General features: G+C 70.0%; 15 protein-coding genes. 7 read left to right on the top strand and 8 right to left on the bottom strand.

Going from position 1 to position 15,437, the window contains the following annotated elements:
* Nucleotides 1-1,090, bottom strand: a 1,090-nt coding sequence (locus GKQ77_RS14170; RefSeq protein WP_219689076.1) for a protein kinase domain-containing protein, incomplete at its 3' end; no start/stop codon positions are given.
* 307 nt (nt 1,091-1,397) lie between these two features.
* On the opposite strand from GKQ77_RS14170, the gene GKQ77_RS14175 reads away from it, so the two are divergent.
* On the top strand, nt 1,398-2,954 hold the full coding sequence (locus GKQ77_RS14175; RefSeq protein ID WP_219689078.1) for a protein kinase domain-containing protein: 1,557 nt from the start codon (nt 1,398-1,400) through the stop codon (nt 2,952-2,954).
* A 35-nt stretch (nt 2,955-2,989) separates the two neighbouring features.
* Here the strand turns inward: GKQ77_RS14175 and GKQ77_RS14180 are convergent, their stop codons facing one another.
* Nucleotides 2,990-3,412 (bottom strand): pyridoxamine 5'-phosphate oxidase family protein, encoded by a 423-nt coding sequence (locus GKQ77_RS14180; protein WP_219689080.1) that lies wholly within the window; start codon nt 3,410-3,412, stop codon nt 2,990-2,992.
* A 73-nt stretch (nt 3,413-3,485) separates the two neighbouring features.
* The gene (locus GKQ77_RS14185) at nt 3,486-4,148 is read right to left on the bottom strand and encodes a response regulator (RefSeq protein ID WP_030794784.1); all 663 of its coding nucleotides are present in this window, start codon (nt 4,146-4,148) and stop codon (nt 3,486-3,488) included.
* Between the two features lie 406 nt (nt 4,149-4,554).
* Between GKQ77_RS14185 and pdhA the strand changes: the two genes are divergently transcribed.
* Genes pdhA through GKQ77_RS14200 form a run of 3 tightly spaced genes read left to right on the top strand, consistent with a single transcriptional unit; the run spans nt 4,555 to nt 8,194 of the window.
* Nucleotides 4,555-5,760, top strand: a complete 1,206-nt coding sequence (pdhA, locus tag GKQ77_RS14190) for a pyruvate dehydrogenase (acetyl-transferring) E1 component subunit alpha (protein ID WP_219689081.1) — start codon at nt 4,555-4,557, stop codon at nt 5,758-5,760.
* Nucleotides 5,761-5,762: 2 nt separating this feature from the next.
* The gene (locus GKQ77_RS14195; RefSeq protein WP_219689083.1) at nt 5,763-6,743 is read left to right on the top strand and encodes an alpha-ketoacid dehydrogenase subunit beta; all 981 of its coding nucleotides are present in this window, start codon (nt 5,763-5,765) and stop codon (nt 6,741-6,743) included.
* A gap of 11 nt (nt 6,744-6,754) precedes the next feature.
* Nucleotides 6,755-8,194, top strand: a complete 1,440-nt coding sequence (locus tag GKQ77_RS14200; protein WP_219689084.1) for a dihydrolipoamide acetyltransferase family protein — start codon at nt 6,755-6,757, stop codon at nt 8,192-8,194.
* 71 nt (nt 8,195-8,265) lie between these two features.
* Here the strand turns inward: GKQ77_RS14200 and GKQ77_RS14205 are convergent, their stop codons facing one another.
* On the bottom strand, nt 8,266-9,162 hold the full coding sequence (locus tag GKQ77_RS14205) for a D-alanyl-D-alanine carboxypeptidase family protein (protein WP_219689085.1): 897 nt from the start codon (nt 9,160-9,162) through the stop codon (nt 8,266-8,268).
* Nucleotides 9,163-9,328: 166 nt separating this feature from the next.
* On the opposite strand from GKQ77_RS14205, the gene GKQ77_RS14210 reads away from it, so the two are divergent.
* Entirely contained in the window at nt 9,329-9,982 is a 654-nt protein-coding gene (locus tag GKQ77_RS14210) for a GntR family transcriptional regulator (RefSeq protein ID WP_219689086.1), read from the top strand.
* The gene (locus tag GKQ77_RS14215; protein ID WP_219689087.1) at nt 9,979-11,289 is read left to right on the top strand and encodes an MFS transporter; all 1,311 of its coding nucleotides are present in this window, start codon (nt 9,979-9,981) and stop codon (nt 11,287-11,289) included. Before GKQ77_RS14210 ends, GKQ77_RS14215 begins: the two co-directional genes overlap by 4 nt.
* Before the next feature lie 27 nt (nt 11,290-11,316).
* Here GKQ77_RS14215 and GKQ77_RS14220 read toward each other — a convergent pair whose 3' ends face one another.
* Complete coding sequence (locus GKQ77_RS14220) at nt 11,317-12,141, bottom strand: maleylpyruvate isomerase family mycothiol-dependent enzyme (protein WP_219689088.1); 825 nt, start codon at nt 12,139-12,141, stop codon at nt 11,317-11,319.
* Between the two features lie 145 nt (nt 12,142-12,286).
* Here GKQ77_RS14220 and GKQ77_RS14225 point away from each other — a divergent pair, with 145 nt between their 5' ends.
* Nucleotides 12,287-13,090 carry a carbon-nitrogen family hydrolase gene (locus GKQ77_RS14225; RefSeq protein WP_219689089.1) on the top strand — a complete coding sequence of 268 codons (804 nt, stop codon included), beginning with the start codon at nt 12,287-12,289 and terminating at the stop codon, nt 13,088-13,090.
* Nucleotides 13,091-13,112: 22 nt separating this feature from the next.
* Here the strand turns inward: GKQ77_RS14225 and GKQ77_RS14230 are convergent, their stop codons facing one another.
* From GKQ77_RS14230 to GKQ77_RS14240, 3 genes are all read right to left on the bottom strand, one after another.
* Nucleotides 13,113-13,610, bottom strand: a complete 498-nt coding sequence (locus tag GKQ77_RS14230) for an LURP-one-related/scramblase family protein (protein WP_219689091.1) — start codon at nt 13,608-13,610, stop codon at nt 13,113-13,115.
* A gap of 66 nt (nt 13,611-13,676) precedes the next feature.
* Nucleotides 13,677-13,907, bottom strand: a complete 231-nt coding sequence (locus tag GKQ77_RS14235; RefSeq protein WP_055527253.1) for a hypothetical protein — start codon at nt 13,905-13,907, stop codon at nt 13,677-13,679.
* A 126-nt stretch (nt 13,908-14,033) separates the two neighbouring features.
* The gene (locus tag GKQ77_RS14240) at nt 14,034-15,341 is read right to left on the bottom strand and encodes a M18 family aminopeptidase (protein WP_219689092.1); all 1,308 of its coding nucleotides are present in this window, start codon (nt 15,339-15,341) and stop codon (nt 14,034-14,036) included.
* Nucleotides 15,342-15,437 lie beyond the last annotated feature (96 nt).

Below are 15,437 nucleotides of genomic sequence, written 5' to 3' on the forward strand. Positions count from 1 at the left end.
GGGTCTGGTAGCTGCCCTGCTGGGGCGGGTAGCCGTAGCCCGGCGTCGGGGCCGGGGTCGACGGGCCGTACGAACCCGGCTGGTACGGGGTCTGGACGCCGCCCGACTGCTGCGGGAGCGAGGAGTCGACCGGCGGGAAGACCGCGGAGCCGACGCCCGCGCCGCTCGCCGTGGGCGCGCCCGGCACGATGCTGGGGGCCGCCGCCTGGAAGGACTGGGCGACGCGCAGGCACTCGTCGCGCATGGCCTCGGCGGTGGGGAAGCGCTCGTTCGGGTTCTTCTTCAGCGCGCGGGCGACGATCGCGTCCACCGCGGGCGGCAGGGAACGGTTGATCGAGGACGGAGCGACCGGCTCCTCCTGGACGTGCGCGTACGCGATCGCCAGCGGCGAGTCCGCCTCGAACGGCAGCCGCCCGGTGACCAGTTGGAAGAGCATGATGCCGACGGAGTAGAGGTCGGAGCGCGCGTCCACGCCGCGGCCGAGCGCCTGCTCGGGCGAGAGGTACTGCGGGGTGCCGACGACCATGCCGGTCTGGGTCATCGAGGTGACGCCGGACTGCATGGCGCGGGCGATGCCGAAGTCCATGACCTTGACGACGTTGCGCTTGGTCATCATGACGTTGCCCGGCTTGATGTCGCGGTGGACCAGGCCCATCTCGTGGCTGATCTCCAGCGCCGCCAGCACATCGGCGGTGATCTTCAGCGCCTGGTCGGTCGGCATCGCGCCGAACTGCGTGACCGACGCGTCGAGCACGGAGCCGAGCGGCTTGCCCTCGACGTACTCCATGACGATGTACGGCATCGTCGTGCCGTCCAGCTCGTCCTCACCGGTGTCGAAGACCGACACGATGTTCGTGTGCGTGAGCTTCGCCACCGACTGGGCCTCGCGGCGGAAACGCTCGCGGAAGGACTGCTCGCGGCCCAGCTCGGTGTGGAGCGTCTTGATCGCGACCTGGCGGTCGAGCACGGCGTCGTACGCCAGGTGGACCGAGGCCATGCCGCCCTCGCCGAGCAGATCGCGCAGTTGGTAGCGGCCACCGGCCAGCGAACGCCCCGCGTACCGCCCCTGTGCGCCGTCCTGGCTGCTCATCTCGTGCGTCCCCCATCGGCGCGGCGGCCGGACGGCTCCGCGGCTGGTGATCGATTACCCGCTATTCCTGGCCAAGTCTGCCCGAGGACGATGACGCGTCAAGCTCGGTGCCCGTTCCGTGACCGTACGCGCAAGAAGCGTCTCGGAAGCGTTACAAGTTTGCGCACGCGGACCCGGGGCGGCTTTGATGTCCGGTCCACCTCGAACCGGCGGGTGGCGTGAAGGCTGTAGCGTGGCCCGTCGGAGTACCCGGTAAAGCGGCGTACTCAGTACCAAGTACCACGACCAGAAACGACGGCGAGGACTGATGGCACAGACGCAGCGCGCTCAGGGCCCGTCCGACCCCGACGCGACTGGCGGCGGTATGTCAGACGCGCCCGAGTTGTGGGGCAATGGCGGGCTCGTCGGAGACGGCCGTTACCGGCTGACCCACAGACTCGGCCGGGGCGGCATGGCCGAGGTCTTCGCCGCCGAGGACGTACGTCTGGGGCGCACGGTGGCGGTCAAGCTGCTCCGCTCCGACCTCGCCGAGGACCCCGTCTCCAAGGCCCGTTTCACGCGTGAGGCCCAGTCCGTCGCGGGTCTGAACCACCACGCCGTGGTCGCCGTGTACGACTCCGGTGAAGACGCCGTCGGGCCGAGCGTCGTCCCGTACATCGTCATGGAGATCGTCGAGGGCCGCACGATCCGCGATCTGCTGCTCAACGCGGAGGCGCCCGGTCCCGAGCAGGCGCTCATCATCGTCTCCGGGGTGCTCGAAGCGCTCGCCTACTCCCACCAGCACGGCATCGTGCACCGTGACATCAAGCCCGCGAACGTGATCATCACCCACTCCGGTGCGGTGAAGGTGATGGACTTCGGCATCGCGCGCGCCCTGCACGGCGCGCAGTCGACGATGACGCAGACCGGCATGGTCATGGGCACGCCCCAGTACCTCTCGCCCGAGCAGGCGCTCGGCAAGGCCGTCGACCACCGCTCCGACCTGTACGCGACCGGCTGTCTGCTCTACGAACTGCTCGCGCTGCGGCCCCCGTTCACCGGCGAGACGCCGCTCTCCGTGGTCTACCAGCACGTCCAGGACACGGCCCTGCCGCCCTCCGAGGTCTCGGACGCGGCACCGCCGGAGCTGGACGGGCTCGTCATGCGCTCCCTCGCCAAGGACCCGGACGACCGGTTCCAGACCGCCGAGGAGATGCGCGGCCTCGTCCAGTACGGGCTGCAGATGCTGCACGAGCAGGGCGGCCACACGGGGACCTGGAACACCGGGCCCGTCGAGATGCACGAGGGCGGCAACACGCCGGCGATGGGTCTCGCCGGCACGGCCGCGATGGGGCACCCCGACTCCGGGACCGCGCAGATCCCGGGCCCGATGCTGCGTCCGCCGGGCGACGACGGCGGCTTCGAGGGCGGGCAGCGCGGTGGCAGGGGCGGCCGCGGCAAGATGTGGATCTTCGCGGTGCTTGCCGTCATCGCGATCGTGGTGGGCGTCGCCTTCGCGCTGAACGCGAGCAACGGCACGAAGGAGAAGGACAAGACCCCGACGACTCCCTCGACGAAGCAGTCGCAGGAGAAGAAGCCCAGCAAGAGCCCGGACAAGGACGAGACGGGCGAGGCGACGCAGCCGGGCGGCGACACGGGCGGGCAGACGAACTACCCCCCGCGGACGAACCAGCCGACCGGGCCCACGCAGCCGACCGGGAACCCCACCCAGCCGACCGGGGACCCGACGACCGACCCGACGACGGATCCCACCACGGACCCGACGACGGACCCGACGACCGATCCGACCGACCCGCCGGTGACGACGGACCCGACCGAGGGCGAGGACCCGGGTGACTCCGGGGGCGACGGCGAGGGCACCTGAGCCAGAGCCTCCGTCGAGGCCCCTGGCCGCGTACGTCAGTGCGTGTGCTGCAGGCTGCGGGCGCGCCCCGCGGTGAGGGTGTGGACCTTGGCGACCTGCGGCTCTATCCGCAGGTAGACCGGGTCGAAGAGTTCCCCGTCCGCGAAGTGCGGCGTGGGGCCGAAGAGCTCCAGCTCAGCGTTGGTCGGCTCGACCGCCTCGCAGACGCCGATGCACTGCACGGTCCACTGCCCGTCGCGGGCCGACGCCGCGTTGAGATTGTCCGCGCCGTACGCGACGACGCTGCCGACGCAGGCCTGGTGGTAGCCGTATCCCTTGTGCATGCGCAGCAGGATCTTCTCGCCCACGACGATGTGGCGGGCCGCCGCGAGAAAGGGCAGCGCGCGCATGCTGGTCGCCACCCGTCCGTAGTCCGTACGGCGGAGCAGTTCGAAGGCGAGCTGTTCATCGGTGGACATGCCCCCACCTTCGGTCAGGCGCGGGATGTCCCGAAAGAGGACCCCGCCCCCAGCAAACAGGACGTAAGTCCCGTCAGTGCTGCTTCTCCGCCTGCATGCGCGCCACATACGCGGCGGCCTGCGAGCGGCGCTCCATGCCCAGCTTGGAGAGCAGGCTGGAGACGTAATTCTTGATCGTCTTCTCGGCGAGGTGCAGCCGCTCGCCGATGACGCGGTTGGTGAGACCCTCGCCGATCAGGTCGAGGATCTTCCGCTCCTGGTCGGTGAGGTTGGCCAGGCGGTCGTCGCCCTTGGTGTTGTTGCCGTCGCGCAGCCGCTCCAGGACCCGGGCCGTGGCGACGGGGTCGAGCAGGGACTTTCCGGCGGCCACGTCACGCACGGCGGTCAGCAGCTCATTGCCGCGGATGGCCTTGAGAACATAACCGGACGCGCCGGCCATGATGGCGTCGAAGAGAGCCTCGTCATCGGCGAACGAGGTGAGCATCAGGCATTTGATGTCCTCGTTCTGCGAACGGATCTCACGGCATACCTCGACCCCGCTGCCGTCCGGCAGGCGCACATCGAGAACGGCCACGTCGGGCCGGGTCGCGGGGATCCTGACCAGGGCGTCCGCCGCGGTGCCGGCCTCGCCGACCACCTCGATGTCGGACTCCACGGAGAGCAGCTCATGGACTCCGCGCCGGACCACTTCATGGTCGTCGAGGAGAAATACTGTAATTTTTCCGTCTTCGCGCACGGAGCCAGTCTCACACACGATCTCTTTTGGCGCCCGGGCGGAACCCTTCCCGTGCGACCCTTCCCGAGCCCGGGGTGGCCGGGATAACGTGCCGGTGTTCCGGCCCCCTGCCAGGCTGTGATCAGTGCTGTGACCAGGAAGTGTTCCCGCTTTTCTCGATTTACTCGGAAATCCAAGCAGTCGGCACCCGGCCGTTTACTTGGAAATCCAAGCAAATTCGCAGGTCAGATGGGGTTTCACAGAATTGGTAAGCACTGGGTAACGTGCATTGTGCAGGGCGCTCGCCGGGGCACCTGTCACGCCTGTTCCCGGCCGAGACGCACCCACCCCGTGCGCGGGCACGGATCAGGCGAGCCGCACTGGCTCAACCGGTAATCCCGGGGGCCGGACCGACGGAGGAGCACACGTGACCGTGGAGAGCACCGCCGCGCGCAAACCGCGCCGCAGCAGTACCGGAGGCGGCAAGCGCGCCGGCGCCAGCGCCAAGAAGGCCGCGCCGCAGCAGAGCACGGAGCCCGAGCTCGTACAACTGCTGACGCCCGAGGGCAAGCGGGTCAAGAGCGCGAAGAACGCCGTGTACGACGCCTACGTCGCCGACATCACGAGCGAGGAGCTGCGCGGCCTCTACCGCGACATGGTCCTCACCCGTCGCTTCGACGCCGAGGCCACCTCCCTCCAGCGCCAGGGCGAGCTGGGCCTGTGGGCCTCGCTGCTCGGCCAGGAGGCCGCCCAGATCGGTTCCGGCCGGGCCACCCGCGACGACGACTACGTGTTCCCCACGTACCGCGAGCACGGTGTCGCCTGGTGCCGCGGGGTCGACCCGACGAACCTGCTCGGCATGTTCCGCGGCGTGAACAACGGCGGCTGGGACCCGAACAGCAACAACTTCCACCTGTACACGATCGTCATCGGCTCGCAGACGCTGCACGCCACCGGCTACGCGATGGGCGTGGCCAAGGACGGCGCCGACTCGGCCGTGATCGCGTACTTCGGGGACGGCGCCTCCAGCCAGGGCGACGTCGCTGAATCGTTCACCTTCTCCGCGGTCTACAACGCCCCCGTCGTGTTCTTCTGCCAGAACAACCAGTGGGCGATCTCCGAGCCGACCGAGCGGCAGACCCGCGTGCCGCTCTACCAGCGCGCGCAGGGCTACGGCTTCCCCGGTGTGCGAGTCGACGGCAACGACGTGCTCGCCGTGCTCGCCGTCACCAAGTGGGCCCTGGAGCGGGCGCGTACGGGTGAGGGCCCGGCGCTCATCGAGGCGTTCACGTACCGCATGGGCGCGCACACCACCTCCGACGACCCGAGCAAGTACCGCAACGACGACGAGCGGGCGGCCTGGGAGGCCAAGGACCCGATTCTGCGGCTGCGGGCCTTCCTGGAGTCCGAAGGCCACGCGGATGAGGGATTTTTCGCGGAACTCGACGACGAGAGCGAAGCGTTGGGCAAGCGAGTGCGAGAGGTGGTGCGGGCGATGCCGGATCCGGATCTTATGGCGATCTTCGAGAATGTCTACGCGGACGGGCACGCGCTCGTGGACGAGGAGCGCGCCCAGTTCGCCGCGTACCAGGCGTCGTTCGCGGACACCCCCGCGGCCGGGGAGGTCAAGTAACCATGGCTGTCCAGAAACTGCCCATCGCCAAGGCGATCAACGAATCGCTGCGCACGGCGCTGGAGAACGACCCCAAGGTCCTCATCATGGGCGAGGACGTCGGCAAGCTCGGCGGTGTCTTCCGGGTGACGGACGGGCTGCAGAAGGACTTCGGCGAGGAGCGGGTCATCGACACCCCGCTCGCCGAGTCCGGCATCGTCGGCACGGCCATCGGCCTCGCCCTGCGCGGGTACCGCCCGGTGGTGGAGATCCAGTTCGACGGCTTCGTCTTCCCCGCGTACGACCAGATCGTCACGCAGCTCGCGAAGATGCACGCCCGCGCGCTCGGCAAGATCAAGATGCCGGTCGTCATCCGCATTCCGTACGGCGGCGGCATCGGCGCTGTCGAGCACCACAGCGAGTCGCCCGAGACGCTCTTCGCGCACGTGGCGGGGTTGAAGGTGGTCTCCCCCTCGAACTCGGCGGATGCCTACTGGATGATGCAGCAGGCCATCCAGAGCGACGACCCGGTGATCTTCTTCGAGCCCAAGCGGAGGTACTGGGACAAGGGCGAGGTCGACAAGGAGGCCATCCCCGGGCCCCTGCACAAGGCCGTCGTGGCCCGCGAGGGCACCGACCTCACGCTCGCGGCGTACGGCCCGATGGTGAAGGTCTGCCTGGAGGCGGCCGCGGCCGCCGAGGAGGAGGGCAAGTCCCTGGAGGTCCTCGACCTGCGCTCCATGTCGCCGATCGACTTCGACGCCGTGCAGGCCTCGGTCGAGAAGACGCGGCGGCTCGTCGTCGTGCACGAGGCCCCGGTCTTCCTGGGCACGGGCGCGGAGATCGCCGCCCGCATCACCGAGCGGTGCTTCTACCACCTGGAGGCCCCGGTGCTCAGGGTCGGCGGCTACCACGCCCCGTATCCGCCGGCGCGCCTCGAAGAGGAGTATCTGCCGGGTCTCGACCGGGTGCTCGACGCCGTCGACCGCTCGCTGGCGTACTGAGGGAGAGGGTCGTGACGACGATGACAGACGCTGCTCTGAGCGAGTTCAGGATGCCCGACGTGGGCGAAGGGCTCACCGAGGCCGAGATCCTCAAGTGGTACGTGGCGCCCGGTGACACCGTCACCGACGGGCAGGTCGTGTGCGAGGTCGAGACGGCCAAGGCCGCCGTCGAGCTGCCCATTCCCTTCAACGGCGTCGTGCGCGAGCTGCGCTTTCCCGAGGGGACGACGGTCGATGTCGGCCAGGTGATCATCTCGGTGGACGAGTCGGGCGGGGCGGGCGCGGGCGCGGGGGCCTCGGTGGCGCCTGAGCCGGTGAGTGCGCCCGCGCCTGAGCCCGAGCCGGAGCCCGCCGAGCCGCAGGGGCGGCAGCCCGTGCTCGTGGGGTACGGGGTCGCCGAGTCCTCCACCAAGCGCCGGGCTCGGAGGGCCGAATCGGTGGACGTCCCTGTCGTGGCGCCGGAGCCGGGGGTTGTGCCCCCCCGTTCCGCCGTGCGGAACGATGGCCCACAACAGGAGGCCGGGCTCAACGGCCACGGTGTTCGGCCGCTCGCCAAGCCGCCCGTCCGCAAGCTCGCCAAGGATCTCGGCGTGGACCTCGCGACGGTCACGCCGTCCGGTCCCGACGGGATCATCACGCGCGAGGACGTGCACGCGGCGGTGGCCCCGGCCGCCGCCGAGCCCGCGCCCCAGGCGGCACAGACGGCGGAGGCCCCCGCTCCGGTGGCCGCCCCCGTGGCCGGCGCGGACGCCAGGGAGACCCGCATCCCCGTCAAGGGCGTCCGCAAGGCGACCGCGCAGGCGATGGTCGGCTCGGCGTTCACCGCGCCGCACGTCACCGAGTTCGTGACGGTCGACGTGACGCGGACGATGAGGCTCGTCGAGGAGTTGAAGCAGGACAGGGCGTTCGAAGGGCTGCGGGTCAATCCGCTGCTTCTCATCTCCAAGGCCCTGCTGGTGGCGATCAGGCGGAACCCCGACGTCAACGCCGCCTGGGACGAGGCCAACCAGGAGATCGTCCAGAAGCACTATGTGAACCTGGGCATCGCCGCGGCCACCCCGCGCGGTCTGATCGTGCCGAACATCAAGGACGCGCACACCAAGACCCTGCCCGAACTGGCCGAGTCCCTCGGCGAGTTGGTCTCCACGGCCCGGGCGGGCAAGACATCGCCCGGCGCCATGCAGGGCGGCACGGTCACGATCACGAACGTCGGCGTCTTCGGCGTCGACACGGGCACGCCGATCCTCAACCCCGGCGAGTCCGCGATCCTCGCGGTCGGCGCGATCAAGCTCCAGCCGTGGGTCCACAAGGGCAAGGTCAAGCCGCGCCAGGTGACGACGCTCGCGCTCTCCTTCGACCACCGCCTGGTGGACGGGGAGCTGGGTTCCAAGGTGCTCGCCGATGTGGCGGCGATCCTTGAGCGGCCGAAGCGGTTGCTGACCTGGGCTTAGTCCCCGCCGAGCAGTGAGAAAGGGGCCCGCCGCGGTGATCGCGGCGGGCCCCCTGCTTTTCCGTCGACGCGTCAGGCGACCTTGAAGCCGTAGTCCATCAGCTTCTTGGCGTCCGAGAGGCGGTTGGCCGCCGAGGACGAGGTCAGGACGGTGCCGATGACCGTCTTGCCGTTCCGGGTCGCCGCGAAGACGAGGCAGTACTTCGCCTCGGGGCCGGAGCCCGTCTTCACGCCGAGGGCGCCGCTGTAGGAGCCGAGGAGCTTGTTCGTGTTCTCCCAGGCCATGTTGCGGTAGCCGCCGGACTTCGTGGTGACCTTCTGGGTGGTCGCCTTCGTCTTCACCACCGTGCGGAACGTGGAGTACTTCATCGCGTTGCTCGCGAGCTTGGTGAGGTCGCGCGGCGTGGAGTAGTTCTGGCCGTGGCCGATGCCGTCGAACGAGTCGAAGTGCGTGTTCGTCAGGCCGAGCGTCCTGGCCGTGGAGTTCATCTGGCCGATGAAGTGCTTCACGCGGGCCGAGCGGGTCGTGCCCTTGCCGAACTTGTCCGCGAGCGCGTACGCCGCGTCGCAGCCGGAGGGGAGCATCAGCCCGTACAGCAGCTGGCGGACGGTGACCTTGTCGCCGACGATCAGGCGGGCCGAGGAGGCGTAGCCGTTGTCGACGATGTAGTCGCTGTAGGCCTTCTGGACCGTGACCTTGGAATCCAGGTTGAGGTTCGGCTGGGCGAGCACCACGCGGGCCGTCATGATCTTCGTCGTCGAGCCGGTGGAGCGGCGGGTGTCGGCGGACTTGGTGAAGAGGCTCTTGCCCGTGCCGTTGTTCATCACATAGCCGCCCTTGGCGGCGATGGACGGCTTCGGTGGTGCGGCCGCGTGCGCCGGGGAGGTGAGGGCTCCGCCCGCCAGAACCGCGCCCGCGGTGAGGGTAACGGCTGATACGCGACGTACGCCCTTAATGCCGGTATTCAAGATCTCTGCTCCAAATGCCCCTGGATTGCGGCCACATGGAGGGGCCGCTCATTCGTAAGACGAGCGAGAGGGGGCAATGGATGTGCCGGATGCCCCGGGTTTTTCCGTGCGGTCCGCCATGTGGACGAGCGTTTCCGTGTATACGTGTTGTATCTATGCTGTGCGCATGCCAGTCACCGCCATCAAGCAGCCGCCCGCCGCCGACCGGGTCTACGCGCACGTGAAGCAAGCCGTCCTGGAGCGCCGCTACGAGGGCGGCACGCTCCTCACCGAGGGCGAGCTGGCCGAGGCCGTCGGGGTCTCCCGCACGCCGGTGCGCGAGGCGCTGCTGAAGCTCGAGGTGGAGGGGCTGCTCCGGCTCTACCCGAAGAAGGGGGCTCTCGTGCTGCCCGTCTCCGCGCAGGAGATCGCGGACGTCGTCGAGACCCGGCTGCTGGTCGAGACGCACGCCGTGCGCAAGGCCGTGCCGGCGCCGGTGGGGCTCGTGGAGCGGCTGACGGCGCTGCTCTCCCGCCAGCGGGAGCAGGCCGCCGCCGGGGACTTCGCGGCGGCCGCGGTCACGGACCGGTGCTTCCACGCCGAGATCGTGCGCAGCGGGGGGAACGAGATCCTCTCGCGCCTCTACGACCAGCTCAGGGACCGCCAGTTGCGGATGGGGGTCGCGGTGATGCACTCGCACCCGGACCGGATCGCGAAGACGCTCTCCGAGCACGAGGAGATCCTGGACGCGCTGCGCCGCGGCGACGCGGAGGCGGCGGTCGCCGTGGTCACCCGGCACGTCGGGTGGTTCCAGAACCTGGCGCGGGGGGAGGTCCGGTGAGTTCGCTCTCCTCGCCCGTCTCCGTTCCGGGGGATCCTCCCGGCGGCAGGAAGGCCGTGCTCGTCTGGTCGATCGGGGTCGCGGTCTACTTCGTCGCCGTCATCTTCCGGACCTCGCTCGGCGTCGCCGGGCTCGACGCCGCCGACCGGTTCCACGTCAACGCGTCCGCCCTCTCGACCTTCTCCATCCTCCAACTGCTCGTGTACGCGGGGATGCAGATACCCGTCGGCCTGCTGGTCGACCGGCTCGGTACCAAGAAGGTGCTGACCATCGGCGTCGTGCTGTTCACGGTCGGACAGCTCGGCTTCGCCTTCTCACCCTCGTACGCGATGGCGCTCGCCTCCCGCGCCCTGCTCGGCTGCGGGGACGCGCTGACCTTCATCAGCGTGCTGCGGCTCGGCACCCGCTGGTTCCCGGCGCGGCGCGGCCCGCTCGTCGCCCAGCTCGCCGGGCTCGTCGGCATGGCGGGCAACCTCGTCTCCACCCTCGTCCTCGCCCGGCTGCTGCACTCCGTCGGCTGGACCGCGGCCTTCGCGGGCAGCGCGCTGTGCGGTGTCGTCGTCCTCGTCCTGATGACCCTCTTCCTCAAGGACCACCCCGAGGGCCACGAGCCCGCCCCCGCCGAGCACACCGGGGCGGCCTTCGTGCGCGAGCAGATCACCCTGTCCTGGCGGGAACCCGGCACCCGGCTCGGGCTGTGGGTGCACTTCACCACGCAGTTCCCCGCGATGGTCTTCCTGCTGCTGTGGGGCCTGCCGTTCCTCGTCGAGGCGCAGGGCCTGTCCCGGGCGACCGCCGGTGAACTGCTCACCCTCGTCGTGCTCTCCAACATGGTGATCGGCCTGGTCTACGGCCAGATCGTCGCCCGGCACCACGCCGCGCGCCTCCCGCTGGCGCTCGGCACGATCGGGGCGACGGCCGCGGCCTGGGCGGCCACGCTCGCCAGTCCCGGGGACCACGCCCCGATGTGGCTGCTGATCGTCCTGTGCGCCGTGCTCGGCGCGTGCGGGCCCGCCTCCATGATCGGCTTCGACTTCGCGCGGCCCGCCAACCCGCCGGAGCGCCAGGGCACGGCATCCGGCATCACCAACATGGGCGGCTTCGTCGCCTCCATGACGACGCTGCTCGCGATCGGCCTGCTGCTCGACGCGACCGGTGACAACTACCGCGTGGCGTTCTCGGCCGTCTTCGTCCTGGAGGCGGTGGGGCTCTGCCAGATCCTGCGGCTCAGGTCCAGGGTGGTCCGACGGGAGCGGGAGCAGCTTGTCGCCTCCCGGGTCGAGGCCGTGCACGTCCCCGCCTGCTGACCGGGCGGTGCACGTCCCGGCCTGACCTCAGGGCGTGACCGCGAAGTTCCGCAGGATCGCCTCCGCGAGGTCCTGGTCGCCCTCGGACTTGATCCGGTCGGCGACCGCCGCGTACTTCACCCGGCCGCAGGCCAGCCTGAAGTACGTCTCCCAGTCGAGGCCGATGGTGGCGAGCGGGCCGAGCGAGGGCGCGTTGTCCACCGTGCCCTTGCCCTCGGCGTCCACGCGGACCGTGCGCAGGAACTCCACGGGGCCGCTCACGTCGAAGACGACCGCCGAGTTCGCGGGCGCGCCCGCCTCCTTGGCGACGACCTTCGCGAGGCCGTGCAGGAGCAGGTCACGGGCGACATACGCACCGGGGGAGTCGAGGTTGCCGGGCTTCTTCAGCGTCGTACGCAGATCCTGCTCGTGCACCCACACGTCGAACGCCCGCATCCGCATGGCCAGTTCGAGGGTCTGCTCGGTGCCGAACGGGCCGCGGATCTTGTGGCCCGGGTCCCGCGACTCGTTCCGCAGCTGCCGGGAGCGGCGGATGATCGTGTACTCCAGTTCGGAGGTCATCTCCGGTGCGGTGTGGTGGCGCCGCACGTCGACCTGCATCTCCATGTACCGCTGGTTCTCGGTCTTCACGTGGTACAGATCGCGGGGCAGCGTGTGGATCGGGCGCGGATCGCCCAGCATCTCGCAGTCGAGGCCGATGACATGGGAGACGATGTCGCGCACCGACCAGCCGGGGCAGGGCGTGGCCCAGTTCCACTCGCCCTCGGCGAGCGGTGTCACCAGCTCCGATATCGCTTCCACGGAATGGGTCCAGGCATCGGCGTAGGTTTGCAGGCTGGGATGGAGACTCACGGGACCCCTCGGCGGTCGTACGCGGGCGGTGGGTGTCTGAGACGTTAAGTTACGCTGCCCGCAGGCACCCCGGCAGTGCTTTCGTGTGACGATCGTAGGCTGTGCTTGATGATGCCGACGGACCTAATGCCAGGACGGTGGTAGTGTGCGCGCTTCTCTCATCCAGATCGTCGTAGACGAGGACGAAACGGTCAATTCCCGTAGGGCGCGCGTCTCTTCGCTGGTGCGCGAAGTGGCCGGCCGTGAGCGCCCGGACCTCGTCGTCCTCCCCGAACTATGGACCACGGGCGCCTTCGCGTACGAGTCCTTCGCGAGCGAGGCCGAGCCGCTGAAGGGCCTGACGTACGAGGCGATGGCCAAGGCCGCGAGCGACACGGGCGTGTGGCTGCACGCGGGCTCGGTCCCGGAGCAGGCCCCCGACGGCGCCCTCTACAACACCTCGCTCGTCTTCTCGCCCGAGGGCGAACTGGCCGCCTCCTACCGGAAGATCCACCGCTTCGGCTTCGACAAGGGCGAGGCCGTCCTGATGAGCGCGGGCTCGCAGCTCGTCACGGTACGGACGCCGACCGCCACGCTCGGCCTCGCCACCTGCTACGACCTGCGCTTCCCCGAGTTGTTCCGGGGCCTTGTCGACGCGGGCGCCGAGATGTTCGTGGTGCCCGCGGGGTGGCCCGAGCGGCGGCGCGAGCACTGGCTGGTGCTGGCCCGCGCGCGGGCGATCGAGGACCAGGCGTACGTCCTGGCGTGCGGCACGGGCGGTACGCACGGGGGTGTGCCGCAGGCCGGGCACAGCGTCGTCGTCGACCCGTGGGGCGAGGTGCTGGCGCAGGCGGGGGACGGCGAGGAGGTCCTGACCGTCGACCTCGACCCGGCGAAGGTCGCGGCGACGCGGGAGCAGTTCCCGGCGCTGAAGGACCGGCTCTTGGGGCTGGACGAGCCCCGCCGCTGAACCGCTCGGAGGGCGCTGACGCTCAGTCGTCCTCGCCGCGCTCCTTCTCGGCGAGCCGGATCACGCAGACCGCGACGGCGAGGAGCAGCGCCGGGTCGGCGTCCTCGCGCACGATGTGCAGGCCGTACGTCTCGCGCACGCTGAACCAGCGGCGCGAGATGTCGGCGAGGAGTTCACCGTCGTACTCGATGGCGAACTCGCGGTCGAGGATCTTGCCGCTGACGTCCAGTTCGGTGCCCTCGGCGAGCGTCACGCGGTAGTGGTTGCGCAGCAGGGACAGACGCTTGCGCCTGATGGTGGCGAGCGGCTGCCCCTCCCGCTCGATCACCATCGTGTCGCGCAGGGCGAACATCTTGGCGTGGATGTCGACGAGGACCCTGCCCTGCGCGTCCTTCAGCTCGAAGGTGTCGCGCAGGCGCATCGCCTTGCCGTCGACGAGGAAGACCTTGCGGCCCCGGTCGTCCTCGATCCAGTAGTCGTCACCGATGCCGAACAAGCGGTCGCGCACGAGAAGCTTCATGCCGCCATCACTACCCCGAAACCGGCACGGACCGGGCGCGGCCCGGCCGTGTCACCCGTCGGTGGGTCAGTAACCCCTGCGCTCCTGGTCGGGGTCGACGACCGTCGTCTGCGCGGCCGGTGGCACCACCGCACGCCTGCGCCGCGCGATGCTGGTGAACGCGGCGACGCCGATGAGCCCCACCGCCATCATCACGAGACCGGCGACGGTGACGTTGAGGCCTTCCATCTTCCAGTCGGTCGCGAACGTGAGAATGGCGCCCACGGCGATGAGGATGATGCATCCGCCCAGGCCCATATGGACCGCCTCCCTGTGGTCGTGTCTGCGCTGCACCGTGTACCCGGCTGCGCCCCCACCACACGGAAGTACGGACACGGATAGTGAGCCTCACCCCTCAGTGAGCCTCACCCCCCTCAGTGAGCCTCAGCCCTCCAGGAAGGCGACGAGCGCGTTGGCCAGCAGGTGCGGGTCGTCCGCGCCGCACAGCTCGCGCACGCTGTGCATCGACAGGATCGCGACGCCGATGTCGACCGTCTTGATGCCGTGCCGGGCGGCGGTGATCGGTCCGATGGTCGTCCCGCACGGCATCGCGTTGTTCGACACGAACGTCTGGAAGGGCACGCCCGCCTTGTCGCACGCGGCGGCGAAGACCGCGCGTCCGGCGCCGTCCGTGGCGTAGCGGTTGTTGACGTTCACCTTGAGGATCGGGCCGCCGTTGGCGCGGGGGTGGTGCGTCGGGTCGTGCCGCTCCGCGTAGTTGGGGTGCACGGCGTGGCCGGTGTCGGAGGAGAGGCAGACGGTGCCGGCGAAGGCGCGCGCCCTGTCCTCGTACGTGCCGCCGCGGGCGAACACGGAGCGCTCCAGGACGCCGCCGAGCAGCGGGCCGTCGGCGCCGGTGTCGGACTGCGAGCCGTTCTCCTCGTGGTCGAAGGCGGCGAGTACGGGGATGTGGGTGAGGTCGTCCCGGGCCGCGGCGGCGGTGAGGGCGGCCGTCGCGGCGTGCACGGACAGGAGGTTGTCCATGCGGGGGCCCGCGACGAGTTCGCGGTCACGGCCGAGGTACGCGGGCGGCTCCACGTTGTACGTCATGAGGTCCCAGCCGGTGACATCGCCCTCGCCGAGCCCGGTCTCCTCCTCCAGGAAGCGGATGAGGTCGCCCTCGTGGACGTCGTCGCCCAGGCCCCAGATGGGCTGCATGTGCTTCTGCTTGTCGAGCTTGAGCCCGTCGGCGGCGATGGAACGGTCCATGTGGATGGCGAGTTGGGGCACGCGCAGCAGCGGGCGGTCGATGTTCACGAGCCGTGAGGTGCCGTCGCGCAGGGAGAGGCGTCCGGCGAGGCCGAGGTCCCTGTCGAGCCAGGAGTTGAGCAGCGGGCCGCCGTAGATCTCCACCGCGACCTGGCGCCAGCCGTGGGCGCCGGCGTCGGGCTGCGGCTTCACGCGGAGGTTCGGGGAGTCGGTGTGGGCGCCGACGATGCGGAAGGGGGTGTGCGGGGCGGCACCCTCCGGGACGTACCAGGCGACGATGGCGCCGCCGCGCAGTACGTACTTGCCGCCGTGCGTGCCGTCCCAGGCGTCGGTCTCCTCGACCTGCCGGAAGCCGGCCTTCTCCAGCCGCTCGGCGGCGCTCGCCACGGCGTGGTACGGCGTGGGGCTCGCCGCCAGGAAGGACATGAGGTCTTCGGTGTGGCCGCGGTCGAAGGGGCCGTGGGGGCCGGAGGATGTGCGCATGGCTGCCAGCCTAGCCAGAGCGGTGTCGGGGCGGTGTTGGTCCCGGGGGCCGGGGGGCCTGCCTGGGCTGGTGGCTTGCCTCGCCTTCGGTTCGGG

This window comes from Streptomyces anatolicus (genome assembly GCF_019400875.1).
Lineage (GTDB): Bacteria > Actinomycetota > Actinomycetes > Streptomycetales > Streptomycetaceae > Streptomyces > Streptomyces anatolicus.